This window comes from Odoribacter laneus YIT 12061 (genome assembly GCF_000243215.1).
Lineage (GTDB): Bacteria > Bacteroidota > Bacteroidia > Bacteroidales > Marinifilaceae > Culturomica > Culturomica lanea.
In genome coordinates, this window is sequence record NZ_JH594596.1 from 739,988 (window position 1) to 766,870 (window position 26,883).

Annotated in this window: 20 protein-coding genes and 3 pseudogenes; 19 read left to right on the forward strand and 4 right to left on the reverse strand. The window is 37.1% G+C overall.

All coding sequences use genetic code 11. The features are described from left to right. Positions 1-237: 237 nt before the first annotated feature. Positions 238-933, forward strand: a complete 696-nt coding sequence (locus HMPREF9449_RS03185; RefSeq protein ID WP_009135788.1) for a type II secretion system protein — start codon at positions 238-240, stop codon at positions 931-933. A 309-nt stretch (positions 934-1,242) separates the two neighbouring features. Here HMPREF9449_RS03185 and HMPREF9449_RS03195 read toward each other — a convergent pair whose 3' ends face one another. From HMPREF9449_RS03195 to HMPREF9449_RS03210, 4 genes are all read right to left on the reverse strand, one after another. Beyond that, positions 1,243-2,121 (reverse strand): arginase family protein, encoded by an 879-nt coding sequence (locus HMPREF9449_RS03195; protein ID WP_009135789.1) that lies wholly within the window; start codon positions 2,119-2,121, stop codon positions 1,243-1,245. Between the two features lie 9 nt (positions 2,122-2,130). After that, entirely contained in the window at positions 2,131-2,832 is a 702-nt protein-coding gene (locus HMPREF9449_RS03200; RefSeq protein WP_009135790.1) for a hypothetical protein, read from the reverse strand. A 225-nt stretch (positions 2,833-3,057) separates the two neighbouring features. Then, positions 3,058-3,768: a hypothetical protein gene (locus HMPREF9449_RS03205; protein ID WP_040611186.1), complete on the reverse strand. Its 711-nt coding sequence runs from the start codon at positions 3,766-3,768 to the stop codon at positions 3,058-3,060. Between the two features lie 446 nt (positions 3,769-4,214). Continuing rightward, complete coding sequence (locus HMPREF9449_RS03210; RefSeq protein ID WP_009135792.1) at positions 4,215-4,823, reverse strand: type 1 glutamine amidotransferase family protein; 609 nt, start codon at positions 4,821-4,823, stop codon at positions 4,215-4,217. Between the two features lie 247 nt (positions 4,824-5,070). Here HMPREF9449_RS03210 and HMPREF9449_RS03215 point away from each other — a divergent pair, with 247 nt between their 5' ends. The 18 genes and pseudogenes from HMPREF9449_RS03215 to HMPREF9449_RS17060 all read left to right on the forward strand — a co-directional run bounded on the left by HMPREF9449_RS03215 (position 5,071) and on the right by HMPREF9449_RS17060 (position 26,527). Continuing rightward, positions 5,071-5,694, forward strand: a complete 624-nt coding sequence (locus HMPREF9449_RS03215) for a TetR/AcrR family transcriptional regulator (protein WP_040611187.1) — start codon at positions 5,071-5,073, stop codon at positions 5,692-5,694. Between the two features lie 236 nt (positions 5,695-5,930). Next, a complete protein-coding gene (locus tag HMPREF9449_RS03220) occupies positions 5,931-6,650 on the forward strand; it encodes a hypothetical protein (protein WP_040611188.1) in 720 nt (239 codons plus the stop codon). After that, positions 6,647-7,171 (forward strand): hypothetical protein, encoded by a 525-nt coding sequence (locus tag HMPREF9449_RS03225; protein ID WP_009135795.1) that lies wholly within the window; start codon positions 6,647-6,649, stop codon positions 7,169-7,171. Before HMPREF9449_RS03220 ends, HMPREF9449_RS03225 begins: the two co-directional genes overlap by 4 nt. A 98-nt stretch (positions 7,172-7,269) precedes the next feature. Beyond that, positions 7,270-7,416, forward strand: coding sequence for a hypothetical protein (locus HMPREF9449_RS16840; protein WP_222704614.1), 147 nt, complete (start codon positions 7,270-7,272; stop codon positions 7,414-7,416). A gap of 69 nt (positions 7,417-7,485) precedes the next feature. Next, positions 7,486-8,523 (forward strand): annotated as a pseudogene (locus tag HMPREF9449_RS16525) (HsdM family class I SAM-dependent methyltransferase); the annotation flags it as partial. A 291-nt stretch (positions 8,524-8,814) separates the two neighbouring features. Next, entirely contained in the window at positions 8,815-9,714 is a 900-nt protein-coding gene (locus tag HMPREF9449_RS03235) for a DNA-methyltransferase (protein WP_009135797.1), read from the forward strand. Next, positions 9,701-10,162, forward strand: coding sequence for a BglII/BstYI family type II restriction endonuclease (locus HMPREF9449_RS15755; protein WP_009135798.1), 462 nt, complete (start codon positions 9,701-9,703; stop codon positions 10,160-10,162). Before HMPREF9449_RS03235 ends, HMPREF9449_RS15755 begins: the two co-directional genes overlap by 14 nt. Positions 10,163-10,167: 5 nt before the next feature. Then, positions 10,168-11,418, forward strand: a complete 1,251-nt coding sequence (locus tag HMPREF9449_RS03245; protein ID WP_009135799.1) for a ParB/RepB/Spo0J family partition protein — start codon at positions 10,168-10,170, stop codon at positions 11,416-11,418. Positions 11,419-11,421: 3 nt separating this feature from the next. After that, positions 11,422-13,293, forward strand: a complete 1,872-nt coding sequence (locus HMPREF9449_RS03250; protein ID WP_009135800.1) for a DEAD/DEAH box helicase — start codon at positions 11,422-11,424, stop codon at positions 13,291-13,293. After that, the gene (locus HMPREF9449_RS03255) at positions 13,290-14,261 is read left to right on the forward strand and encodes a protein NO VEIN domain-containing protein (protein WP_009135801.1); all 972 of its coding nucleotides are present in this window, start codon (positions 13,290-13,292) and stop codon (positions 14,259-14,261) included. The genes HMPREF9449_RS03250 and HMPREF9449_RS03255 overlap by 4 nt, the downstream gene beginning before the upstream one ends. Before the next feature lie 120 nt (positions 14,262-14,381). Beyond that, entirely contained in the window at positions 14,382-16,232 is a 1,851-nt protein-coding gene (locus HMPREF9449_RS03260; protein WP_009135802.1) for an MrcB family domain-containing protein, read from the forward strand. Between the two features lie 3 nt (positions 16,233-16,235). Further along, complete coding sequence (locus HMPREF9449_RS03265) at positions 16,236-18,482, forward strand: DUF2357 domain-containing protein (RefSeq protein ID WP_009135803.1); 2,247 nt, start codon at positions 16,236-16,238, stop codon at positions 18,480-18,482. Between the two features lie 179 nt (positions 18,483-18,661). Next, a complete protein-coding gene (locus tag HMPREF9449_RS15760; RefSeq protein ID WP_009135804.1) occupies positions 18,662-20,029 on the forward strand; it encodes a 3'-5' exonuclease family protein in 1,368 nt (455 codons plus the stop codon). A gap of 12 nt (positions 20,030-20,041) precedes the next feature. Next, the gene (locus tag HMPREF9449_RS03275) at positions 20,042-21,649 is read left to right on the forward strand and encodes a DUF262 domain-containing protein (RefSeq protein ID WP_009135805.1); all 1,608 of its coding nucleotides are present in this window, start codon (positions 20,042-20,044) and stop codon (positions 21,647-21,649) included. After that, positions 21,636-23,831 carry a DUF262 domain-containing protein gene (locus HMPREF9449_RS03280; protein WP_187118583.1) on the forward strand — a complete coding sequence of 732 codons (2,196 nt, stop codon included), beginning with the start codon at positions 21,636-21,638 and terminating at the stop codon, positions 23,829-23,831. Before HMPREF9449_RS03275 ends, HMPREF9449_RS03280 begins: the two co-directional genes overlap by 14 nt. Before the next feature lie 507 nt (positions 23,832-24,338). Beyond that, positions 24,339-24,931 (forward strand): annotated as a pseudogene (locus HMPREF9449_RS03285) (type 1 glutamine amidotransferase family protein). A 56-nt stretch (positions 24,932-24,987) separates the two neighbouring features. Continuing rightward, positions 24,988-25,446 carry a hypothetical protein gene (locus HMPREF9449_RS03290; protein ID WP_009135810.1) on the forward strand — a complete coding sequence of 153 codons (459 nt, stop codon included), beginning with the start codon at positions 24,988-24,990 and terminating at the stop codon, positions 25,444-25,446. 406 nt (positions 25,447-25,852) lie between these two features. Next, positions 25,853-26,527 (forward strand): annotated as a pseudogene (locus HMPREF9449_RS17060) (DUF6630 family protein). The last annotated feature ends 356 nt before the right edge of the window (positions 26,528-26,883 follow it).

Sequence of the window (26,883 nt, forward strand, 5' to 3'; positions counted from 1 at the left end):
ACTCTTTAAGAGTAGCTGAAGGACAGCCGAAAGAAGAGCATAAAAGCCAAGTTATGAACAATTAAAATACTTTGAAGTATTTAAAAATCATTTGAATAACAGTAGGTAATAAACTCTGTCGTTCAGTTATTTGTGATTACTTCGAATGAGGAAGAGAGGGATTCATGCATAAAAATGGCATAAATCCAGGCTGACATTCCGGGGGTTTATAATGTAAATTATTTCAGGCTGTATTTTATGAGAAAGAAAAACAACAATAACTGGAGAGGATTAGGTTTGGTCCCTTATATAAGGGAATTATCTATTGTAATTATTGGGGTATTGATAACGCTTTTGATTACCAATATTCTATCTGATAGAGCCAAGCAGGCAGAGGTAAAAAGGGCGTTGACGCTTGTTAAAATAGAATTGGAAGAAAATCTGCATCAGATCGAGTGGGCACAGCAGAAATGGGAAACCGAACAGAGGATATATGGTCTTATACGACAAAATATGGATCATATAGAGAATATTGCGGTTGATACCCTCTGGAAATATAGAAAAGTCATTGGGGATAAACACTCTTTGGCTATAGTTACCGATTCGTATGAAGTGCTTAAATCGTCCCTTTTGATGCAGTATATAAAAGATAAAGATTTTTTGAGTGAATTATCGAAGACGTACGGAATCATCGGATTGATCAGTCGTAAACTGAATAATTATTCCAATATTAAAGGAAATGGAATAGATCATATGATAAACAGTATAGATAAAAATAACCTTGAAAAATGGACAAACGGTACTGTTTATGATTTTTACAATATACCTCTCCGTGATAATGCTTTCAGGTTGTTCGTTTATACCGGAAATTCGTTGATTTCTATAGAGGAGTTTGAAGAATGTAAAAGCAAAACGGCATCTCTGATTAACGAGATAAAAAAGCAGGGGTATTGAATTATTACCTCGTCCCCAAGGTCTATTTTTACACATTAGGGACGTGCCCTAATGTGTAATTTTTCATATTTTAGATGTGCCTTCCGTTTGCCTTCTTATTTGAGATAAGTTTTACTTTAAAAGACTTCTTTCGTTTTATTGACTTTACAAATATTTTATATTTTCCTGGATAAAAATACTGCTCCTTATATTATTCATAAGATTGATATTTTTACATATTCTTACCTAAAGAAATCGAGGTATCGTCAAGGGGAACTTTCTGCCAATACGAAATTTCGGGTGATCAAAGAAAAATCCTCGGGACGTATTCTATTTTAGCAAAGGCAATTGATGTAACATGTTTTTAATCCGGATTGCTGTACGAGGCATTGGCTCTGCGACAGTTAAACCGACCAATTCTTTTTCCGCTGCAATATCGTTTATTACTCGGATGACTTCTTCCATTTTCATTCCATCAGGATCCGTACCCACAGCAGCGATAATTTCAGTAGGATCGAGTACGTCCATATCGAAATGAATAACCACTTTCGATGCTCCGCATGCTTTTAACCAAACCTTGATGGCGTCACTGTTTTGGGAGACATCTTTAGGCGAAAGATACTTTATTCCATATTGCTCCTGCCGGATTTTGATTTCTTCCCGTTCCCAATTCCGTAATCCTACAAGCAATATCTTTGACGCGTCGATTTTTGCCGGTAATTCGGCCATAATCTTTTTATCACCCAGACCCATACAGGCTGTTATAGCCATTGCATGATAGCCGGAATAAACATCACCGGGCAAGGTGATATCGGGATGGGCATCGAGCCAAATCACGGCTACATCATGAGGGTACTTTGCAGCAAGATAAGTAAACGGTACTACACTGACTGAACATTCTCCACCAAATGTTACTATTTTATCGGGTTTGCTAATCTGCAACATACCCAGTGCAACCTTTGTTTGCTTGACAATCACCTCCCGGTCCAGTATACCGTCTGTTTCTTTGCGTTCAACCGTATCAGTAGAGATAGGAACTGTCAGCGTTTCCTGTCCATTGGCCGGAGCCAGGAAATTTAATAATTGAGCTCCCAGGGTATACCCTCTCGATGCATTTTCCGGATTTTTTACTTCTGTAATCCAATGGGCAATGTCACCGCCTTGCCATTGCGGGTAAATCAAACGAATTGTTGTTACTTCTTTTTTCATATGGGGGGATTACTTATATTCCTCTATTGATTGTATGGTGGCATCTATCTCATCTAATAAAGAATCAAAGGCTTCGGGTGTTACAATGTTGGGAATCTGGACCAATAAATTATACCCTTCGTTTGTTGTCAACAAATAGTTCCACAACAAGTCGTAAGAAAGCTTTTGAGTAAAGAGCTGTGCGATTTTGGGATTTTTATCCAATTGTTCGTTTTTTTCTTTTTTTAAATTTTGATAATTGGTGTACAATATATCGGCTACCTTTATAGAAGCATAAGCCTGAATAATACTTAATCCTAATTTCTTGTCTTTTATTTGTGGAAAGAGTAGTGAATTCTTCATCAGTTCCAACGCATTTGTAGTAAAAGTGATAAAAGAGGTTTGGAAAGGCAGATTGGAATAATAATTCAATGAATCTTTCGATACAGAAGAGAGATGATCCTTATTTTTCAATAGAAACTGCGAAGCATGTATTTCCGCTTCTATTCTTTGTTTCCCGTATAAAATTGTGTTTCTGTTCGTCTGTAACTCTGATTTTACTAACTGAAGGGTGTTTTGTACATCGCGTTGTGTATTCCGTTCTTTAATCCAGGCGTTTCCCATAAAAGTGAGCATAATACCTAGTATTACGGCCGTAAAATTGCATGCGAAATCCCCCCATCTTCGATTGGTAAAGAGAAATTTTATTTTTTTCTGCCACATTGTTTTCATGGTATTATTTGTTTAGGTATAATCAGTCACTCGAAAATTACGGCCCCATCCTATGATTCTTATGTAAAAAGCCAGCTGATTATTTCAACCTGAATTTATACGTTTTTTTCCACCTGTTTTTAACGATAAATCCTCACTAAGCCTTTCTGTCTAATTACAGAGTTTCGATAAAAAACTTTCTATTACTACGCTATAAGCAGTGACCTTTAAAACTTCTGTTTAAAATTAATATTTTTCTTCTAGAATACAAATCTGTTGATTTAAGTTTTGATCCAGTTTTTCCAATTCCTGCCAATTTAAAAAACTGGGAACGATTACCACGTAATTGAGGAAAGAAGGTTGATTCATCAGGTAGGATACATTGTCAAAAAAATTATCTTTTTTATTTAAAGTTTGAATAAGATCTTCTTTTTTTCTGGAAAAGAAGAGATCCTGAAGGGTTTTTTCTTTTAACGAATAATAATTATTAATATTTTTTTGCATGTTTTCTAGTCGGCAATATACTTGTAATATATTCTGCAACAACTGTTTATCGGAAATGTATTGCATTAGCGAAGAACCTTTCAATACTTCTAATGCATCGTTTCTATAATGGAAATTAGTTAAATTAGAGAAGAATTTTTTATAGGTATATAAAGTATCTGCCGGAATACCTGAAAGAACCAGGTTATTCTCTATCAGCAATAAACTCATATGTATATCTTGATTTGTCAGCATTTTTATCCCTTGCAGGGCTTCACGGTTATACTGCAATTCTTTTGTTACCAATTGCATGGTTGAGCGCACTTCTTGTTGACGGGCGTGTTGTGTAATTAAAGCACTTCCCCAGAAGGTAACGATCACCCCTCCGGCCACAATACTGAACTGGCGAAGATAATCTCTTACTCTGTATTTTTTAATGAAGGGTCTGACTGTGTTCCAATTTAACTTTTTCATGCTTAATTTAATAAACGAAAGAAATGACATTCTGCTTTTTCTAGGTTGTAAAATTACTCTTTTCCTGAAATATAGAACATTTACCGGACCAAAATAGAAGGGGAGTTTTGATAATGAATAAATTTGAGGCTTTAAATTCCTACAAACATTTGGGTAAATGGCGAGATTTAGTGCTTGATGGATGTTTATCCGAAGCTTCAGAAGGAAACGGGAATTCCATAATGAAAGAGAGGACTGATTTAGGTAGAAAATAAATTTCTATCCTTTAAATCCGGTTTTACACTTGCTGTACTTTTTATGTGGGTTTCCGGCCAATATGTTTCTCCGGCATGCCCTCGGACTGTAAAACCAATAAAGGCATAACAAATACCTGAGGATTATTTATAGGGTGACAGCAGAGTCCTCGTAATAATTGGAGAATCGGAATAATACGATAAATATTTTATCTAATGCTCTTTGGTGAATTTCACTAAACCGTTCTTACTGAAGTCGTACGAGGCTTCTATTCGTTCCGGAGTATCCGCTTGTAATAATAACAATAATTCGCGGGTAAATTCCAAATAGCCCGTTCCGTTGGCTGTCACGATATTTTTATCGCTGACGGCTTGTTCTTCCCGGTATCCGGCTTCATTCGTGTAGCGTTCCCCTCCCCACAATTTCAATTGCGGAAGCGTATTTCCCGTATGGTTTACCTGATTCAGGAAACCGTGGGCTGCCAGAAAGGAAGCGGCATTACAAATAGCTCCTACAATCTTCCCGCGCTGGAGAGCGTCTTGTACGAGAGGTACTACCTGTTCCGCTTCAGGGGATTGCCATTGCATTCCGCCAATCAATATCAATGCGGCATAATCCTTGGGCATGGTTTGAAAACTGTAATCAGGCAATGTCTGAAATCCGCCCAACGAACGTACCTTATTTAAAGTGGGAGCAAGAGTATAAGCGGTAAATTTAACCTCACTACCCGGCATCACTCCGGCATTTAGCGAAGAGGCCAGAAAGGCTCCTTCCCAGTCCGCATAATCATTTAACAAAAGAAATAATACTTTTTGTTTCATCGTTTTTTTTTGATAGCACAAATTTATAATATTCCGGCTGAAATCAATGATATTGACAATTTATTCTGATCAGGATTTTATTATTTACATGAGTCATATGTCGATGTATTTTGATAAACCTCCCTATCTATAGCTCTTTTATTAGAACATCCTCCTTTGTTCCTGGGCATTACTTGTAAATTTAAAAAAATAAATTTGGATGTTTCCACTAGGTAACATATATTTGTGTCCGAATAGAGACATGAAAATGAAAGGAAAAAATATAATCACGGAAAGAGACCGGCAGGCAACCGAAAGGCGGTTATTAAAGACAGTAGGAGAGATGATAGCCGAAAACGGCTTTGAAAAAATTGGTATCAATGCGGTAGCCAATTGTTCCGGAGTTTCCAAAGTCTTAATATATCGCTATTTCGGTTCAGTAGAAGGACTTATGGCAGCTTATATACGACAGCATGATTTTTGGATTAATTTTTCTTTGGAACTTCCTGATCGTTCCCAATTGCCTTTATTTTTGAAAACAATGTTCCGCAGGCAGATTGAACAATTGCGAAGTAATCCTGTTTTAAAAAGACTTTATCGCTGGGAACTGTCTTCTGAGAATGAAATGATTGTAAAAATAAGGGAGCAACGGGAAAGAACCGGTTTAAAGCTGATTGAAAAAGTCAGTCGCCTGACAGGTTTTCCAGAAAAAGAGATAGCTGTAATGGCGTCTATCCTGACGGCTTCTATTACTTATTTGGTTATGTTAGAGGAATTTTGTCCAGTCTATAACGGGATTGCCCTCGACGGCGACTCTGGTTGGGAACAGATTAACGAGGGAATAGAAACGTTAATTGATAAAATTTTTGCAGATGATCGGAAAAAGCATTGATTTTCGGAGGTTGTTCTGTATTTCCCCGGTATTTTTGTCGGATTTGATATAAACATGCTGTATTTTCGATAAGAATAGTATAATTTTCCAAAATTTGAAAGTAAGCTTACTCACAAAGACAGAAGAAAATAAATTTTATCCTACTGATACCTACTTGAGGTAAAGAATTATGATTATAAATTTTTTTAATCCAAATGTTCCTATCTGGTAACATATAATAAATTAACAAAGTAAACATGAAAAAAATGGGATTATTGACCTTGATTTATTTATTACTCCTTTATGCTTGTCAGACAGAATTGCTTGAATACGAAGGAGGGGATGTACAAATACGTATAGAGAAGGGGGAAGAATGGTTACATGATTTTCCGGTGGTTTTAGGGATTAAAAAGAAAAATCCGCCTCAGCTTGCCATTTGGTTAGAGGACACCGCGGGAAACTATTTTTCGACAGTTTATGTTACTCATAAAATAGCCACGCAGTCCTGGAGGATTGCGGGAGGAAACCGTCGGAAAGAAGCTTTGCCGCACTGGTGCTATACCCGTGGAGTAAAATACGACGATGGACTGTATTTGCCAACCAAGAGGTGTCCTTTGGCGGATGGTATTTCCGGAGCTACGCCTCAGGGAGACTTTGAGGTAAAACTTCGTCCGAAAGATCTATCAAAGCGGTTTGTTGTAAAAATAGAGCTCAATCATTCTACAGATTTCAATGATTTTTATCCCAAATCTGCTAGGGAGGGGGAAACAAACTATTCCGGGGGGAAGGAGGGGAGCGGACAACCGGCAATCGTGTATGCAGCTTTTGTGGATTTATTGTCTGGTGAAAAAGTATTTGAAGCATTTCTTGTCGGTCACAGTAGTCCGGACGGCAGTTCTGGTAAAATCGATAAAGACCTGTCCGGCTTGACCACTGCTCTTCATATTATAAAACGCATAACAGTAAACATCCGATGAAAAAATACATCTTTTTATCCCTGATTATTTTTATTGTTTTGGGGACAAAAGCACAACGGGGAGGGCATTTCATTTTTGGTACTACTATCGGAACAGGAATTGCCCTGAGTACACCGGAATCTACACCTTTTACTTGGTCGCTATTAGGATATTATTCTATCGGCAGACGATTTTCTGCAGGCATAGGAACGGGTTTATCTTTTTACGAAAAAACATTAATACCTTTATTTATTACCGCAAAATTCACCCTATTACCTCCCCGGAAATTTACGCCCTATCTGGAATGTGGTGCAGGCTACAGTTTTGCTCCTGACCCCAATGCCAACGGGGGATTTTATCTGAATCCTTCTGTCGGTTTACAATATACCCTTCGGGAAAATAAAAAAATATTTTTGGCATTGGGGTACGAGCTGCAAAAACTGGAACGCCTGAAAAACTACGAAAATTCCCTTTTTAGGGCTGAATTCGCAGAAAAACTACGTCATCATTCTATTTCGATAAAAGTCGGATTTTTGTTCTAGGAGGTTGAGGAAATTATTTTTTGGAAATATATAGCTAGAATACAATAGATAAGCAAAAGTTAAGATGGAGTCAGTTTAAACAGCTGGGTTCGGAGGCTATGTTGGAACGAGTGACAGAGTTTGTTTTTCCGTTTATCAAAAATCTCCAAGGAGAAGAACAACCCTATTCCCGGTCTATGCAGAATGCCGTATTTTTGATTACAAGTCCGTTGTTGTTGGATGAGGCCGTGAAGGCCATCGACTAAATCTATGAGGAAATCAAAAAACAACAGGATAAAGGGCAGGAATTTCAGGATACCTAGGGGGATGTTTACGAATATCTTTTAGATGAATTGGCGCAAGCAGGAAAAAATGGTCAATTCAGAACACCGCGCCATATTATTCAGTTGATCGCTGAAATTGTTGATCCGGATATTACGGATCAGATTTGTGATCCGGCTTATGGTATGGGAGGATTTTTATTAGGAGCCTATCAATATATTCTGACAAAATATACTTCTTCGGAACATTTGCATGAGGATGAGAATGGTTTTAAACGAAGGACGTTAGGAGACTGAATTACTAAAGATCAGGTATGGAAGAAGTTGAAAGAGAAAACGTTTTATGGTTTTGATATTGACCAAACGATGGTGAGAATTGGATTGATGAATTTGATCCTGCATGATATTTCTGTTCCTAAGATAGAGCATATGGATACTCTTTCTAAAAAATATGATAGTTATGAAGGGGATGAGCAATATTCGGTGGTGATGGCTAATCCTCTTTTTACGGGAAGGATTGCGACTACGGATATGAGTGATAAATTCCGGATCGGCCGTCCCCAGACTGAATTACTTTTTATCGACCGGATGATCCATATGTTGAAGCCGGGAGGGAAAGCAGGGGTGATTGTGTCCGAAGGGGTTTTGTTCGGAAGCAGTAAAGCGAATATAGATATCCGGAAAGCCCTTTTAATGGATTGCCAGTTAGAGGCTGTCATTTCGCTTCCTGCAGGAGGAGTATTTAAACCTTATACAGGGGTAAAAACTGCTATTTTAGTATTTACCAAGGTAGAACTGAAGGCGAAGAAATTTCATACTGAAAAAGTATGGTTTTATGAGCTTTTAAGTGATGGATATTCTTTGGATGATAACCGGAAAAAATTGATGGATAACCCTTTGCCTTATGCTGTAGACAGCTATAAAGAAAAACTTGGAGATGACGTAGTGGACCGGGCGAGTCAACATTTTTATGTGCCGGTGTCTGAGATAAAGGAAAATGATTTATACCAATCGAAAGTTGTTCGGTTTATAGAAATAAGTCCGATGATATACAGAGAATTGGTCGAGTTGCAAAAGAATACCATTAGCTAGTGGATGAAATAGCGGTGTGATTTTCAGATGAAGGTGTGAAGGTATTGAAAGATTATCTTCGGTATTGGATGTTTGGAAAGTGATAGCAATCTTGTTAAAAATTTATTTATAAATGTTATTTAGATATGAAGAATTGCAATTATATGTGTATTATTAAAACTTAAGTTGATAAGCTAAATATAATTTAGTAAATTTGAAGCCATCTCTGATAAATAGGGTATTAGTGAATCAAAGATGATTTTAAGTTAAAAAGAATGCTTATTGAATATATTCACATTATTAGGGCGATTTATGGCAGATTATAATTATATATTAGGAGATTCTTTAGAATATTTAAGGACAATTGAGAAGGGTAAATTTAAACTTATTATTACTTCTCCACCTTATAATGTTGGTAAAGAATATGAAATAAAGAAGTCGATAGAATTGTATTTAAAGGAACAAAGTCAAATTATAGCAGAGTTGATTCGTGTTTTACATCCAGAGGGCAGTATTTGTTGGCAAGTTGGTAATTTTATTAAAAAGGGGGAAGTATTTCCTTTAGATATATTTTATTATAATATTTTTAAGGAACATGGTCTTTTTTTGCGGAATAGGATTATCTGGCAATTTGGGCACGGTTTACATTCTTCTAACCGTTTTTCAGGTCGCTATGAAACAATTTTGTGGTTTACAAAGTCGGAAAAATATACTTTCAATTTGGATGATGTTAGGATCCCTTCAAAATATCCAGGAAAAAAATATTTTAAAGGACCTAAAAAAGGACAATATTCAAGTAATCCTAAAGGAAAAAACCCTTCAGATATATGGGAAATATTGCAAAAAGATTGGGATAATGAAGTGTGGGATATTCCTAATGTAAAAGCGAATCATGTTGAGAAAACGGAACATCCTTGCCAATTTCCGGTTGAATTGGTTGAACGATGTGTTTTGGCATTGACAAATGAGAATGATTGGGTGTTAGATCCTTATGCAGGGGTAGGATCAACTATAATAGCGAGTTTAAAAAACGAACGGAACGTAGTTGGTATTGAAAAAGTGAATAAATATATAGAAATAGGTAAAGAGAGAATTAATGAATTATTAACAGGTAATTTGAAGGTGAGAGAAATAGGTACCCCTATTTATGATAACAAGCAGTCTAAACTTTCACAAATACCAGAAGAATTTTTGAATAATGAAAATTTGTAATCGATTTAATTATAAAGGGGCTCTTGAAATTCTCGAAAAACAAGAATCTATATTTCAAGAATTAGAGCAAATTGTCAATAATGATTTGCAGTTTGGTCGAGATAAACCAGCAAAAATAAAAAAATATGTCGCGGAGAAGTTTAATAAGATGGGATGGGGAGATAAAATTAAAGTTGCAAATTCTAAACTCACTATTAATTTCAAGAAATCGGGTGTAGGAGTGTGTTTTCAGCTTGGTAATGTTGCAAGAACTTATGCAGATTTATTAAAATTGATGGAGTTATATAGTCGGAATTCCATTGAAGTTGGAGTAATTTATGTTGCTCATTCAATTGAAGCAAAAAAGATGGGAACAAATTATGCTCAATATCAGAGGTTAGTCGGTGAATTAGAGTTATTCAGAGATATTATAACTATTCCAATTTATGTTATTGGACTTTCAAATTAAAGCTTATGAAGACTAGAGAAGAACGTATAGAATATATTCGGAAATCTAAACAGGTTGCGGAGGAGGATAGTTCTAATAAGAATTACTATACTATAAAACAATGGCGGGGAAAGCCACTCCATAGGAAAATATTATCTATAGATTCTGAGTTTCTTATGTTCCGGATTGAAAACTCTAGGACAGAAATTCAACAGTTAGCTTATATACGAAAGAAGGCATTATCTAAAGATTTTTTTAATGATCCCGAATCTTATTATGTCCAGGAAGCTCAGGAGGAGATATTGCTGGAAATGGTAAGAACTAAAGGGAAAGATTTGTTGGAAGATTTAAAAACAAGAAAACAGGATGATCCCTGCATTATTACTTATGATGGTTTCTTAGTAAATGGAAATAGAAGAACTGCTGCTTTAAAATATTTGGACGAACGTTATATAGATTGTGTCGTCCTTCCTGAAGATACGACTCCCCGAGATATTTATGCCCTAGAACAACAATTGCAGATATCACAGGATTTTAGGGAAGAATATCATTGGATCAATGAATTAAGAAATATTAGAAGAGGAACTGAGGAATTAGGTTTTACAGAGAAAGAATTAGCAAGTAATTTGCGATTGGAGATTAGAGAGTTACGGATAAAATTAAGAATTTTAGATTTAATAGATGCCTTTTTGTTATGGAAAAATTTGTCTGGTGCATATGATTATTCAAAATTGGATGATGCAAAAGAAGTCTTTCAACAACTGGAAAAAGCTATAAAAAAATATAATGACTCCGTTACTCAGAGTAATTTAAGAAATGCTGTTTTTACTTTAATAGAGAAAAGGCCTAGTGCTGGGAGAGTTTATAATTATGTTATGGCCCTAATAAAGCATTTTGATGATGTTTGTTTGAAAATAAAGGAAAAACAAAAGGTTGATAATACTGTTAATAGTAAAGCTAATTCATCAGGAGAAAGTAGTCTTATAGATGGTTTAATCGGAGAAGATTTTCAAGGAGAAGAAATGTTTGATAATTCAGAACATGTAGATGAAACGGCGAATTTATTAACGGATACCATTGCAGATGTGCAGGCTGAGAATAAGGAAAAAAGAGATGCGGAGGCTGTATATAACGGGGTTAGCAATGCTTTGAGAGAATTGCATGGATTAATAATAGATCAGGATACGGCAAAATTAGATAGTGTGAAGATGAAATTAAGGGAAATTATAAGTGTGGCTACTAGTCTATTGTCGGAAATTGATTTGTCTAAAGATTAAATAATGGATGCAAACATTGTTGTTAATCCGGAGACTCTAATAGCTACTATTGTCTTAAATGGAAACGATGAGAAGCTTTTAAATAGCTTAAAATTAATTTGTTCTGGTCTTTCGGATGATTTTAAATATCAGAACAAAAAATTTTATTTGCCTTGGTTTGAACTTAGAAGGGGGATAAATAGTGTTGCTTATGTTCTGAAGAAAGCAGGAGTAACTATGGTTTTTGATGATTTTACAGCTAAATTATTGCAAGAAGTTGTTATCGATCGAAAAAATATAAAAGAACGAGCTGTTAATTTGGATATTGATGAAGAATGTTTCAAGGAATATTTGATTAACGCAGGTTTTAAACGAACACTAAAGGCTGAACAGATACGTGATGCTATTAGTTTATTGAATTTAAGACATGGTGCTAATTTCTCAGTACCAGGAGCTGGAAAAACGACTACTGTTTTAGCCCTACATACTGTATTGAAGCAATTAGGTGTTGTTAATAAGCTTTTGGTTATTTCTCCTATAAATGCATTTATTTCGTGGGAAGATGAAATTGAGGACATATTTGGAAAAGAGACCTTAAATGTTGAAAGATTTCACAGAGAATATTTTGATCATTTTTCTTTGCTTGAAGCGAAGAACCCTGATGTTGTTTTAATAAATTATGAAAAACTAAGGCGAGATATAAAGTCTTTGATTCCTTTTTTTATTAAGAACAAAATCCATTTAATTTTGGATGAATCCCACAGGGTGAAAAGTGGGGTTAATAATATGAGCTATAACCAAATAATTAAAATAGCAGATTTAGCGAAACGACGAGAGATACTTTCAGGTACTCCAATGCCACAAAGTTTTGAAGACTTGCAACCTCAATTCGATTATTTGTGGCCGGGAGAAAATATTATTTCTCCAAAATTAATAAAGGGAGAAGAGAGTCAAATTATTATTAATGTAAATCAAGCTATAAAGGGACTTTTTGTAAGGACTACAAAAAATGAATTAGGTCTGAAGGAACCAATTGTACGATACACTTCCATACCAATGGGGCCAATTCAAGCTGAGTTGTATAAACTTTTTAAGTCTGAAGCCGCTAGAATTATGGCAGGTATGGATAGACCTACTCTGTATAATTTTAGAAAAGTGGGAAGAAGTGTGGTTAAGTTATTACAGGCTGCTACAAATCCAATGTTGTTGGCCATACGGGATGAGTATGGCGAGAGCATTTTACCTAAACCTAAAATTGTCGATTATTGGGAGTTGTTAGAGGATTATAAAAAGTACGAAAAACCCACAAAAATTGAATATCTCATTCACAGAATAAAAGAAATATTCATCGATGCTCCGGGTAGTAAAATATTGATATGGACTTATTTTGTGCGAAATATTCTGATTTTAGAAAAAATATTTAAAGAATATAATCCGGTAACTATTTTTGGGGGAATTCCTTCTGGCTCTGATGAAGATGAGGCTAATCGAGAAGGAAGAATACGTAAATTTTTAAATGATCCTTCTTGTCGGATAATGATTGCTAATCCTCAAGCTTGCGGCGAAGGAATCAGTCTACATAAGGTCTGTCATAATGCAATTTATTTGGATAGAAATTTTAATGCTGCTTATTATTTACAATCTATCGATAGAATTCACCGTCTTGGATTAGACCCTACTATAAATACTACAGTTGAAATTTTAGTCGCTGAAAATTCTATTGACGAATTATTGATACAACGGTTAAATGATAAAATAAAGGCAATGGGCAGTGTTTTGGAAGATTCTTATTTGCACTCTTTAGCTTATGATCCTGCGGATATTTCTAAGGATGACGATTTTGGGATTGACAGTAAAGATTTTGTGGCAATAAAAGAGCATGTTACTAAGTCATGAGAGGCAAATTTAAATATTATCCTATTACGTATGGTCATATTCTAGCCTCATGGTATATTCTTTATCTAGTTGCTCAATATAAATTGATATTGCCGGAAACGCTGAATAAAATAATTAAGAACTCAGGGAAATTAGGAGGTACAATACCAGTAAAGCAGGGAATAAAAATATGTCATGATTATGAATTGATAACGATCAAGAAGGAAGGAATATTACTTACTGAAATATCTCAGAATAGAATAGTACCATTATGTTCTAATGATGACCCTAACATTAAGTCTTTAAGAGCTATATTATTTCATATTGTGTCTTATCATAATTTCTCCTGGTTGATTTTTTATGATTCCGATCCAGATATCTTTAGAAACTATTTAATTGAAGATGATCCTGAATGGACTAATCTTCTTGATAATGCTAAATTGTTTGATTTTTCTGATGAAGAAGTGAATCAATGGTGGAGTAATGTTTTAGAAAAGTATGAGGATTATAAAGAAAAATTGAAAAAAGCTATAGGTGATGTTGGGGAAAAATTGACATATATCTATGAATTACAAAGAGTAAAGAATGATGGTTATCGACCAGAGAAGTCTTTTGTAAAATGGGCTGCCAGAATAGATGATCATTTTGGTTTTGATATTCAATCTATTCGTGGGAAATATTTTTGTCATACATTTTTGGAAAAAGATAAAATTCAGATTGAAGTGAAATCTTCCGAGTCAATAAAAATAGATAGTTTTAGATTTTATATTTCTAAGCCGGAGTGGTTAATGGCACAGAAGAATTTTCATTCCTATTTTTTTTATTGTTGGGTAGGCGTTGATATTGATAAAGAATCGGCCATGGAGGGACCTTATGTTATCCCAGCGATAGCTTTAAAAGATAAAATTCCAACAGATAATAGTAATGAATGCGAATGGTCTGAATGTAGATGTGTGATTGACTTATCTAAATTTAAGTTATTGCATTAATGTAGTTAATTTTTTTCTGATACAGTGATAGGAAAATTCAACTGATCCTACTTGGAATATGAAGTTGTACAAAAGTTACATATATAAATTATTTTTACTCAATTAACAAAATTGATTAATATGCCTATCCCAGATAATATTACCCGTGAATATATTTTAAAAGCTATTCAGCAGATTAATGAAAGAGGAATTCCTAATCATTATCAGTCCTCAACTTATGATCTGATTTTTAATGGATTGCGATATCCACCGAAACTGGTGTTTTCCTATGCTAATTATTTTGGGAATGGAGTGAAATTAAGTCACAAGGAGTTTCATGGTGGTGCTGATACCGAATGTTTCAGTATTTTAAAAAGTAATGGGTTTGAAATTGTTTCCAAAGAAATGAATTTGGCTATTGATTTAGATCATTTTCTAAAGCAAGCCCAAACAAATGATTTGAAAACTCAGTTTTATGCTCGGAAATATCAGGGATTGGCTGTTGAGATCAGTTTCGGACAAGGGGCTATTGCTCAGATTCCTTGGATATCTTTTTTGTATCCTGGGCAAGTGACAAGTAATGGTATTTACCCTGTATATCTTTTATTTAAGGAGTATAATAAGCTGATATTGGCTTATTGTGTAAGCGAAACTAAAAAGCCCAAATTGAATTGGAATTTAGGGAAAGAGGTTGAAACGGTTAAGTCTTATTTTTCCAAAACAGGTGTCGTTCCACAGCGTTATGGTCAATCCTATGTTTTTAAGGTTTATGATACTTCCACAACCTTGGATTATGTGAGTATGGAAGATGATTTGCGGCAAATTATTCAGGAGTATAAACAGTTAATGGGAGCAACCCCAATGGAAAAAACAGAAAGTATAAATTTTAGTATTGATGTATTAAGCCGTGATTTGCAACAGACGGGTTTGCTCTTTGAGGATCGTTTGTTGAATCGGTTTGTGACGGCTTTGTTGGCGAAGCCGTTTGTGATATTGACAGGATTGGCGGGGGCCGGAAAAACAAAATTAGCTCAGGTGTTTGCTCAATGGATTTGTGAGAAGGCGGAACAGATGTGTATTGTCCCGGTGGGAGCGGATTGGACAAACCGGGAGGCTTTGCTGGGGTATCCGAATGCTTTGAATGAAGGGGAATATGTACTTCCGGATAATGGAGTGTTGAATTTGTTAATAGAGGCAAATAAACCGGAGAATGCCGGGAAACCTTATATCCTGATTCTGGACGAAATGAATCTGAGCCATGTGGAACGCTATTTTGCTGATTTCCTGAGTGTGATGGAATCACAGGATCGTATTTCCTTGCATCCGGAAACAGAGATTTGGAAAGGGTGTAAAGTACCTGGCCAAGTAGGCTTACCCGCTAATTTGTTTATTGTGGGAACGGTGAACATCGACGAGACGACTTATATGTTCAGTCCGAAAGTTTTAGACCGGGCAAATGTGATTGAGTTCCGGGTTACTTCGGAGGAAATGAAGCGCTTCTTAGAGCATAAAACTCCGATAGACTTAAATAATATCCGGGGGAAAGGAGCGGGTATGGGGAAGGCTTTTGTGGAAATGGCTAAGAATAAAAAATGGCAACTGAAGGAGAATAAGAATTTGACGGATACGCTACTTGATTTTTTCAATAAGTTGAAGAAGGTGGGAGCGGAGTTTGGATACCGGAGTGCGAGTGAGATTTATGCTTTTGTGGCTATTGCGAATCAGCTTATTCCGGATTGGCCGGAGAATGAGGTGATTGATGCGGTGATTATGCAAAAATTATTACCCAAATTACATGGTTCACAGCGGAAGTTGGAAGGCGCTTTGAGGACTTTAGGTGAATTGTGTTTAAATGAAGGGCAAGATATTGAGGATTATTTTGTAAAAGATAAAGTCATAGAGAAGGTAAAGTATCCATTATCTCTGGATAAGTTGGTGAGGATGTATAAAGGGGTGGGGAATAATGGATTTGTTAGCTATGCTGAGGCTTAGGGCATGAACAGATTGAGTATACTCATAACACTGTGTAATGGCCAGACGGTTCCTTTAGAGCTGTTTGGGCAAGAGGGGACGTTGTTTGAAATATCGCAGGAGGAAGCCCGGGAGTTCGGTGAGGCTTGTTATCAGTTGGTGGAAGGAAAGCGGTATGAGTATAGGATAGGGGCGGATTATCGTTTGAAAGGAGAGGTTGTTTATCCTTCTCAATTGAATAAATCTACAGGTATTTTACAGCCCGGGAATCAGGTAGGGAGGTTATCTCTGGCGGTTTATCAGGGAGATCAGTGGTGTGGCGAAGTTCAGTTGGAAGTTCGCTCTGTCAAAGAAACTTACCGGGAAGATTATCGGCGAATGCTGGAGGAGATTACTGAATGTTCAACAGAATTATTGATGCATTATAATTCTCCGGTTAATCAGTATTTTAAACCCACTGCGTCGGGAGATGCACGGATTTTATATCAGCGTTTTGCTTTTGTAAAGTCGTTGATCGATTCCGGGGAATTTGCTAATGCTGTTCATCAGATATTATCCTCGCCTGCCACTTGCTGGGAGGAAAATAAAGAACTGAAAAGTGTTTGTGGGGTTAAACGAATAGATCGGCAAGCAATGAGGCAAATAGCTTGTTCTGCACGTCGCATAAATACCCCTGTACAACATCCTCTGTATGACAGATTAAAAACATTGCCTGAAAAAATTGAGGCACGAAGTTTACGGGAAACAGTGGATACTCCTGAAAACCGGTTTGTGAAGTATGCTCTTTCTGCGTTTTATACTTTTTGTAGTGCTTTGATTTCGAATAAAGCGAGTAGGGATCGTTTGAAAAAAGAGGGTAAAAGAGTGGTGGACTGTTTGGGACGTTATCTGAATCATGCGATGTTGAAACAGGTCGGTGTACCTGATTTATTACCTTTGAATAGTCCTGTTTTGCAGCGCAAAGAAGGGTATCGGGAGATTTTACGGGTGTGGCTGATGTTCGATCTGGCGGCTAAATTGGTATGGCAGGGAGGAGAAGATGTCTATCAGGCCGGGAAACGGGACGTGGCCCGGTTGTATGAATATTGGTTATTTTTCCGGCTTTTGCATTTGGTGGAGGAGGTGTTTCAGCTGAAGGTCCAAAATTTGGACCGCTTGATTGTTCGTTCGGACGATGGGCTGGCTTTACAGCTAAAACAGGGACGGCAGGTTGCTTTAGCTGGTGTATATGAATGTGAATCCCGTCGGTTGAATATTGAGTTTAGCTATAACCGGCGATTTACAGGCGGGAAGCCCTATCCGGAGGGTGGGAGCTGGACGTTGGAGATGCGGCCGGATTATACACTGACGATTTGGCCCTTAGGTATTACCCAGGAACAGGCAGAACGGGAAGAATTGATCGTGCATTTGCATTTTGATGCAAAATACCGTTTGGATAAAGCAAGTCAGTTGTTTGACGTCGGTAATGAAACCTGTGAGGATGCGACAGAATGCCGGAAAGAAGATATCTGGAAGATGCATGCCTATCGGGATGCTATCCGTCGGAGTGCAGGGGCGTATATTTTATATCCTGGGACCGGTTCTTTTGAAAAGAGAGGATTTCATGAAATATTACCTGGTATAGGGGCGTTTGCTATTAATCCGACCAAATATAGTCAGGGTGTGGAGGATCTGAAGAAGTTTTTGAAGGAGGTGGTGGAGCATTTTCTGAATCGGACTTCTCAGCGGGAGAAAATGGCTTATCGTACTTATGAGATTTTTAAAGAAAAACAACCGACTGTAGTCAAAGAGCATTTGCCGGAATATATCGGTGAAAACAGAGGCTTGTTTCCGGATGAAACAGCCGTCTTGGTTGCGTTTTATAAGAATGAGGAGCATTGGGATTGGATTGTAAAGCATAAATTGTACAATGTCCGCTTAGGAACCCGGAGAGGAGCGATTAAACTGGAGGCCGGGCTGATTCATGCAAAATATGTATTGCTGCATACGACTGGGGAATTGCGGACAGATTGTTTGTATAGGATTGTACCGGGTGGGCCTCAGATATACAGCCGCAATGATTTGATCCGGAAGCATTATCCGGTGTCGGAAAAGGAGAATGGAAAGGAAGGTTTCTATCTGGTTTATTCGCTGGAAGAAATCAAAGAGCCGGGACTAAAGGACAGGATATGGGATGTTTCACGTTTGGCTGCTTATGGTGGTAGAAGAAAGTCAGCGAAACCCTTTATTGTGTTTTTGACGGAGTTGATAAAAGTGGGGAGCTCAAGGTAAGATGGTATTTATGTGTTAGGATATTAATGATTGGCCCGTATAAGGGTTTGCGTTTTTTTCTTTATTGTAAAATATCTTCAGGTTTGACTGATGTGGGATTCGGGAAGTGGTAAAAATTTTTTAAATTTGAAACATCTATAAGCAACATCCGGTTATTCAGACAGATCATATGAACCAGAATGAAAGCTTATAAGTCTGTTTTTAAGTATAGTAAACTAATCGCAGAAAAAACAGGAAGAGAGGATAATGTGGATATCAACCTGATTGTAAATAATTGGTTTGATATCAGTTGTGGATGTTTAATTTCGGATCATTCGAAAAATCTTCAGAATTCATGGTCAAGTGATTATTTTTGGAGTATTGGACATTCATACCATATGATGTGGGGTTGGACAGTTAGTATCATTGCAAGTGTATGCGATCCGGGGTTTTCCTTCCTGTCAGATGTCCGCAAATGGGATGAGAATTTCAACAGGTTGGAGACGGAACGAAAGGAAGGTTTCTTTGAACGTTCTTTGATACCAATGCCTCCGTTAGGAGCAAGGGCTATATTTGAAGGACAAGCCCGGTTTTGCCAGTTACAATATTTGTATTCTGTTTCTGGTCAGAAATTATCTTTTCCACAATTTGCTAAGGTGGGAATGATGGAAGATTTGTATATTGAAGCTTTTGAAGTATTTTTACAAGTTTTGGGAGAAAAATGGCCTGAAAATTCGTATGATCCTTTGGTTGCTTTGTTTTTGTTGATCTGTGATCTGGCTATTAATCCGACAGATGGTTTTCCCTTAGATGTTGTCTATTATGAAACTTTTATTATTTCAAATGATCCGAGGACCCGTTTTTTCATGTTATATCAGGTAGTAGCCCATGGTTACCCTGCATTGAAAAAATGGATTATCCTTTATTCGAAAAAGGAATATCTGGAGGTTAGTAAAGTGCTGTCGCGTAAAATTGTATGTTTTTCTCTTCATAAAAGCATGTGTAAAATAAATGAGTGGATTGAGAGAGAACCTTTTATACAGCATTTGCTGGAAGAGAAACGTTTGTTTCAATATGATTCTGGAAATATGGCTGCGCGTTTATTTTTTTCTAAATATTTGAGTTTTCAGCAGGATAAATACAGATACCTTCATTTCTTTTGCTGGCCTGGAGTAGGTATGACCGATCAGAATATGACCGATATACCTATGGAAAAAAAGTTGGCACTGGATGAATGTCACCGACTCTCTGTACAGGATACAGTGGATGCACCGCTATTACCGGAAGTATGGGCGGAAATTGTCCAAAAAATTGAAGGACAGACTCTTGTTGCCCACAATAAAGGATTTGACGAAACGCACCTTATCGGGTGTCACGAACATTACGGTATATCTTATCTGAACTATACTTTTGGATATACCCTCTGGGTTTTGCGTAGAAGATTATCTGAATTGTATGAACATCAGTTCTATACAGTTTCTGCCTACGTTGGTTTTGACTTAGATATTCACCACAACCCCTTTGTAGATGCAGAAGCATGTGCCAGGAGAGCAATTGAATTTCTTTAAAATAACAATCTGATGAACGAAAAACCTCTTATTACTCTTAATCAATACATTGCTAAACGCAAAATTTTTGAAATTCCCAGCTACCAAAGAGGATATGTTTGGGGGAAATCGCGCCGTACAAATAGCAACGATACAGATTCTGTTTCGTTTTTTATTAATAATCTTATTCAAGGATTTGAAACGAAGTCTTCAATGTTTTTGCAAGGGGTTACCGTTTCGGAACTGTCAGATAAGATAGTGATTATTGATGGTCAACAACGAACTACGCTTCTGTACTTGATAATGTTATATCTTGGGAAAGTAGGTAACTTCACAATCAGATACACAGTTCGTAAAGAATCCGATAGCTTCCTTCAAGGACTCAAAGGTAAATCGTTGGAAGAGATAGTTAGAATGTGTTCTCTAAATGAAAATGAAGCATACCAAGATATTTACTTCTTCAAGAAATCCCTTTGCTTGATACATCGTAAGCTTCATAATATTGACAAAGAGAAATTATTTGAATACTTATCCCATCAGATTAAGTTCTTGTACATAAATATCCCAGAAGCAAACGCTGCCTCTATTTTTACGATGATGAATGGAAATAAAGCAGATATGCTTGCTCAAGAGGTCATAAAAGCTGATTTATTAAGATTAGTGTCTCAACCACGGAATGAAGTTGTAATTGATGAGTCAACTCGTTGGGATACTAATATGATAAGAAGTAGATATGCCAGAGAATGGGATAAATGGCTTCATTGGTGGAATCGTACAGACGTGCAGGATTTCTATAATACTAAAAATATTATGGGACTGTTAATCGAAACATTATACAATAGCAAAGAAAAAGACAAATTATCATATGAGGGTTTTAAGAGAGTTTTTTTGGATAAGGATGATAAAATAAAAGCAGCGAAGGACACATTCTCAATGTTGCGAAAACTTCAAAAACGATTTGAAGATGTATTTTATAACTATGAGTTACATAACAATATAGGTTCCGTAATGCATATTCAGAGAAACGCTCAACCTTTTATTCAATCATATTTTGTTCGTACGGACGAGATAACGGATATAAATCTTTATTCGGATCTGGTCTATCTTGGAGTTAATCACAGTGATATCATTAAATTTGACAAAAAGGCTATTCAAATGGCGTATGATTATTCGTTTGACGTTTTGCAAAATGACAATCTTTATAATGAAGAGGATAAGGAACCTGCATTTAGGCAGTTATTGCGACGCAATGTGCAGGCATACACAGATATTAAGCAGGCTTTTGATTTTGGGATATGGAAAGAACGGTCTCTTGAGCATATATTTCCAAAATCTAAGGAGAATGAATTGGGCTCATTCGAGGGGAATAGTGGTGTGCATAGTATTGGAAATTTAGTTTTGCTATACAAGAATGACAACTCTTCGTTCAATGCCTCTTCATTTAACGACAAAAAAGCGATATATTTTAGCTTAGACAAACGTAAAGGATTCAAAAGTCGTAACCTATTGCATACTATCTCTGTGTTTGCATCTGAGAAATGGGGTATTGAAGAAATAAAAAAACAGAAAGAGACTTTTTTAGATGAATTTAAAAATCAATATGCGAAATATAATGCTAAATACTCCGATGAAAACGCTTAATATAGGACAGTTATACAATTTGACGGAAATTTTTACTGGCAAATACACAAAAATCATTATTCCTGATTTGCAACGTGACTATTGCTGGGGTGGAAAAGGACGACTGGTACAAGACTTTTTGGAAAATATTATCGAAAAAGGTTATCGTTCTCGTGTTGATTTGTCAATGGGTCTACTGTATGGTTACGAAGAGCCTTATGGGCACATACAACTGTGTGATGGGCAACAACGCATAACAACACTATTCTTGCTCATTGGTATGTTAAACAAAGAGTGCAGCAACCAATTCCGAAATTTGCTTATCTCCGATTTTGAATATTACAATGATGACAAAGAGCCATATATGCAATACGCAATACGAGAAAGTTCTCTTTATTTTCTCAGTGATTTGGTGTGTGAGTTTTTTCTAGAATCAGAAGGTGAACCAAATGATATTAGAAAGCAGTGTTGGTATTTTGGCGACTATGACAATGATCCAAGTATTCGGAGTATGCTCAACGCATTACAGGATATTCACAAATTATTGGCTTCTCCGGTTAATCGTGACATAGACAAAAGCGACCTTGCTCGGTATGTTACTCAGAATTTGTGGTTTATGTATTACGATATGGGCACACGAAGTTTAGGAGAAGAGACCTTTGTTATCATAAATACGACTGGTGAACCATTATCTCCGACCGAAAATCTGAAACCTCGTTATGTTACAAAATACCCTGACTCATCAGATATGTGGGAAAAGTGGGAACAATGGTTCTGGATGAATAGAAACCGGGATAAAAATGACACTGCCGACAATGGTCTACTGGAGTTTTTGAGATGGGTGATTGTGTTGGAAACCAAAGATGTTAAAGAGTTTGAGAAAACACAAGAATCCTTGGTCAAACAATCAGAAGTCGATCGTTTTGATTTTGAGCCTGTGCTGAGAATAGAGCCCCAAACTATTGATCAGTATTTCAATGTCGTAAAAAAACTGTTTAACGAAGCTCTTCCAAATAATAAACTGTGGCTGTCTCCGGAGCGGATAAATTCTCAGATTGATTGGTTGAGAATTTTGCCTTTGATTGCTTACTCTATTAAATTTCCTAATGCTCAAGAACGTGACATTGTCAGAGTCAAACATTTTTTCAAGAACATTGCCCAACTTAACCATATTCGTAAAGACATAGGCCGAGTGTTGTCATACGCTGTGGAAGTTATCAGGTTGATGGTTCATCCTGATATTGCACATATAATCTATATAGAGAATATTTCTGATCAGCTATTAACAGAAGAAGAACGTTTGAAGTTTACCATTTTCTTAGAATCAGAAAACAGAATCGAAATTGAAGATGCCTTTTGGAAGATTCAATACAAAACAGACCAAGATATGGATGGAAAGATATGGAATGGAGAAATCTTGCCTATCCTAAAATGGAGCTTTGTGAATGATCGATTCAATTTTGAGGAGTTTAAGAAATATATGAATGTATTCTATGAGGTGTTTAAAGGTGAGTGTGATGGTACTATTGACCTTACTCGCAGAGCATTAATCACATGCGAATTGAAAGACTATCCAAAATACTTTAAAGGACAGACTAATAAGTCTTTTGGTTGGGATTATAATGATTTTAAAGTTCTTATTAATGAAAATGTAGACAAGTTCTTTGAGTTCTTTAAGAAGATAGTCTATTCAGAGAAGAGTGTATTGGAAGTGCTTGCTCAAATGTGTGATAGTTTTCCGATAGAAAAACCTTGGGCTGAGTTTGTGCATATACCCGATTTATTAGCATATTGTAATGAAAAAAATATTCAATGGTGGGGTGATGAGCAAGGCTGGATATTGGTCAAGGATAAGTATACGAGTGGCAGACACGCTAATGTAAATGCATATAAGTTTTATTTGGAACTAAGCCAATTGTCTGAAAAATTTTGGGAAAAAAGAGAATGGAAACTTTGGTTTTATGAATATGGAAATACCTGTACTGTTTTTGATAACGACATTAGTAAGATGGCTATAGACATAAAATGTTTAGGAAATACTTCCTTTATTATTGAAGTGTTTATGCGATCAAAAGAATCTGATATAGAAAATGACTTGAGTGAATTTGCTACCAGGCATGGATTGATTTATAATGGGTCACGTTATGTTTGCCATATATTAATGAAAAATGACGTTGTTGAAAAATTAAAATCTATGCTCTGATTTGACATATCAGCCATATAATTTTGCGGCAGGAGTAGGCTGAATGATGCTCCTGCTAATCTTTTATCCATAAATACTATGGCAAATTTTTATTGTGAATACTGTAGGCAAAAGCTCTCGTCAGTATCCTATCTTACATCAGCAAGTTGCTTATATCATCTTAACGGAGCGGAGAAAGGTAAGCACCTCCCAGCACTTTAACCTGCTATGCACTTGTCCATTAAAAAGCTGTTGCAAAAACTTTGTAAACTTCTCAAAGAGAATCCTAATCTTGCAATCAGTAAAGCCATAGATTCATACACTATTAATAATAAAGATGATTATGAGATAACAAAAGAATGAAACACATACGGGAAGGGGACAATTGTGTGAATAAAAAGGACAACAGCTGGTGTCTATCAGCGATAAATTTGTATGTTTGTAGGTGTAAACAGATACAAAGAAACGTGAGGAACAGACCAGAGCAGGTTTGTGATTTTTTGAATGAACATGGGAAAAGAGACGTGTATGAAAGAGATTATTTTGGTATTATTAAATGAATTTGCTGATTGGGAAGGCGCCTTTATCGTTTCGTGTTTGGACCAGGGTGTGAAACCAGGGAATTCTGTCGGGCATGCAGTAAAAATCTTATCGCAGGCTAAAGACACTGTGATTTCAATAGGTGGACTCCGAGTATTGCCCGATTACGATTTGAAGGAGCTGCCGGAAGATTTGCGGGTTTGGTATTAATCGGTGGGATGTCTTGGTTTTCGTTAGAAGTTGAATTATTGGTCCCGCTGGTGGAAGAAACAGTCGGAGAAAAAAAATTAGTTGCCGGAATCTGTAACGCTTCCGTTTTTCTCGGAGTGCATGGTTTCCTCAATGGAGTAAAGCATACCAGTAATACACTCGCTTACCTGAAGCAATATGCCGGAGATAAATATACGGGCGAAGCGGATTATGTTGATAAACAGGCCGTCAGGGACGGGAAGATCGTAACTGCCAATGGAACCGGGCAATTGGAGTTTTGCAGGGAAATATTATATGCTTTGGAAGCTGATACGGCGGAAGCGATAGAGGAAAGTTATTTGTTTTATAAAAATGGATTCTGCCCGGAATAAAGGAAGGTTGGCAGCCCTTTAAACAGAAGTGAAATATAGTAAAATCTGGAAAAATAATGGTGCATTTGGTATATTGTGATGATAAAGCCAAAGTGTTGGATAAAATACTTGACGGCAGTAAAACGATGGTAGTTCGTGGGGCTGCCGGGCGTAAAATCCCGCACAGTCGGGTAAATGAAGGGGAAATCCTTTATTTTATGCAGAAAGGATCGAAGAAGATTTCTGCCAAAGCCACGGTGACTCATGTCGAAAATTATCTCAAACTAACGGAAGAGGAGATTACCGATACGCTCGAACGGAGTCAACCTAAACTTAATCTGACAGATAAACAAAAAGAACGCTGGCATAAAAAGTGCCTGGTCCTGGTAGAATTTGCCGGAGTAGAAAAGATAGAACCCGCGCTTGATTTCGAACATCAGGGAAATATGGACGATTGGTTGATTATCGGCAAGATCGAAGATGTGGTTGTGGGGACAAGTGTTCCTTATAACTATGAAAACAGCAGGTTCAAGTAAATTTACCTGTATTGTTGTACGGGACGGTGGGCGGACGGTTAGTTGCGGGAGATTGCCTGAAAATGAGAACAGGACGTTTGGGAAGGCATAAAGTAAGTGGAAGGCTATCCATCGGGGTGGCTTTCGTTGTGTTATTTCAAATAGTCTTGGAGGAATGACATGGAATTATGGGAACGGATTCAAAAAAAATTTAAGCTGCAAGCGCCGATTGCCTGTGGCTAAAGAAAAAGAAACGGACTGGTGAATGTTCATTTGTTTCTTTTTGTATTTTGGGGAAATGAAAATAAGATAGGGTATGAAACTAAAAATAGGTATTATCATCGGGTTGCAAATTATGTTTTGTTTGGGCCGTTGTAATGCCCGTCAGCCCCGATATTTGGAGGAAAGCCTGTATAGCCTGGCAAACATGGATTTCGGGACACATATAGCTATATCCTGTATCCAGACGCTGGGTATCACTGCAATTGCACAAGTAACCGGTGAACCGGAGTCCGAGGACTTTCCCGGTAGGTATCCTTGGCCAGGTTTCGGCGGAGTGTCGAAGATACCCCCAACGGAAGACCTTATCAATAAAAAAATCACCGGCATTGCCCGGGAAATTTCCGGGGAAAACCCCGCCGTCATGGGAGCGATCCAAGACTGTGTCAGCGACATAAAGGCTTATTGCAGGGAACATTCGGAACAATATAAAGACCGCAACGCCGATCTGGCATCGGGCGAACTGATGATACTGAAATGGTTGGGTATGACGGACATCCTTATCAGGCATGGATATGCCTGGGAACTCGACTGGAGATGTGAGTTAGAGGATTTTGAATTCGCCCTGTAGGAAATCCTGAAAAAGAACGAGGACGCAGGATGCCTGTTAAAAGCACTGGGGGACGAAACACTCAGCGAGGATGACAATATTACCGTTTGGTGTACCCGCTTCAGTAAAGCCTGTCCTTTGTCTGCGGTAGGGTGCATCGATATTGACAGCGACAGCTATGTGATCTTCCCGACACAAAAAACAGTCTTGGACCGTTTTTGGCAAGCAGCGGCACAAATCGGACAAAAGGTTGCTCTAGTTGAAAACAGCTGAAATAGTTTTAATCAATGTCAGGTCGATCACGAGGAAGGGAAACCAAATGATGCAAGGGCGTACCGGTTCGATTATTGCTCGTCGTCTTTCTATTATCCGTAATGCCGGTCTGATCCTCTTGATGCTGTGCAGCCAAATTGCCGAGAGGGGCACAACCGAAGAGCTGCAGTGGTAAATCGTGCTTTTTCAGCTCCGAGTGTTATATGTTCCGGTCAATACAAAAAGAGGTGGAAAATGTCGTCGTAATTTGTGGTGTATCTTATCAAGTATTTACATCAAATCACAGCAATTCCTCGCAGCAGGCAAAAACGTCGAAAGGTATATCTTATCAAGTATTTACATCAAATCACAGCGTT

Excerpts from the sequence above, each read along its gene's own strand:
- HMPREF9449_RS03185 (WP_009135788.1), top strand. The coding sequence starts at position 238 with ATGAGAAAGAAAAACAACAATAACTGGAGAGGATTAGGTTTGGTCCCT.
- HMPREF9449_RS03195 (WP_009135789.1), bottom strand. The coding sequence starts at position 2,121 with ATGAAAAAAGAAGTAACAACAATTCGTTTGATTTACCCGCAATGGCAA.
- HMPREF9449_RS03200 (WP_009135790.1), bottom strand. The coding sequence starts at position 2,832 with ATGAAAACAATGTGGCAGAAAAAAATAAAATTTCTCTTTACCAATCGA.
- HMPREF9449_RS03205 (WP_040611186.1), bottom strand. The coding sequence starts at position 3,768 with ATGAAAAAGTTAAATTGGAACACAGTCAGACCCTTCATTAAAAAATAC.
- HMPREF9449_RS03210 (WP_009135792.1), bottom strand. The coding sequence starts at position 4,823 with ATGAAACAAAAAGTATTATTTCTTTTGTTAAATGATTATGCGGACTGG.
- HMPREF9449_RS03215 (WP_040611187.1), top strand. The coding sequence starts at position 5,071 with ATGAAAGGAAAAAATATAATCACGGAAAGAGACCGGCAGGCAACCGAA.
- HMPREF9449_RS03220 (WP_040611188.1), top strand. The coding sequence starts at position 5,931 with ATGAAAAAAATGGGATTATTGACCTTGATTTATTTATTACTCCTTTAT.
- HMPREF9449_RS03225 (WP_009135795.1), top strand. The coding sequence starts at position 6,647 with ATGAAAAAATACATCTTTTTATCCCTGATTATTTTTATTGTTTTGGGG.
- HMPREF9449_RS16840 (WP_222704614.1), top strand. The coding sequence starts at position 7,270 with ATGTTGGAACGAGTGACAGAGTTTGTTTTTCCGTTTATCAAAAATCTC.
- HMPREF9449_RS03235 (WP_009135797.1), top strand. The coding sequence starts at position 8,815 with ATGGCAGATTATAATTATATATTAGGAGATTCTTTAGAATATTTAAGG.
- HMPREF9449_RS15755 (WP_009135798.1), top strand. The coding sequence starts at position 9,701 with ATGAAAATTTGTAATCGATTTAATTATAAAGGGGCTCTTGAAATTCTC.
- HMPREF9449_RS03245 (WP_009135799.1), top strand. The coding sequence starts at position 10,168 with ATGAAGACTAGAGAAGAACGTATAGAATATATTCGGAAATCTAAACAG.
- HMPREF9449_RS03250 (WP_009135800.1), top strand. The coding sequence starts at position 11,422 with ATGGATGCAAACATTGTTGTTAATCCGGAGACTCTAATAGCTACTATT.
- HMPREF9449_RS03255 (WP_009135801.1), top strand. The coding sequence starts at position 13,290 with ATGAGAGGCAAATTTAAATATTATCCTATTACGTATGGTCATATTCTA.
- HMPREF9449_RS03260 (WP_009135802.1), top strand. The coding sequence starts at position 14,382 with ATGCCTATCCCAGATAATATTACCCGTGAATATATTTTAAAAGCTATT.
- HMPREF9449_RS03265 (WP_009135803.1), top strand. The coding sequence starts at position 16,236 with ATGAACAGATTGAGTATACTCATAACACTGTGTAATGGCCAGACGGTT.
- HMPREF9449_RS15760 (WP_009135804.1), top strand. The coding sequence starts at position 18,662 with ATGAAAGCTTATAAGTCTGTTTTTAAGTATAGTAAACTAATCGCAGAA.
- HMPREF9449_RS03275 (WP_009135805.1), top strand. The coding sequence starts at position 20,042 with ATGAACGAAAAACCTCTTATTACTCTTAATCAATACATTGCTAAACGC.
- HMPREF9449_RS03280 (WP_187118583.1), top strand. The coding sequence starts at position 21,636 with ATGAAAACGCTTAATATAGGACAGTTATACAATTTGACGGAAATTTTT.
- HMPREF9449_RS03290 (WP_009135810.1), top strand. The coding sequence starts at position 24,988 with ATGGTGCATTTGGTATATTGTGATGATAAAGCCAAAGTGTTGGATAAA.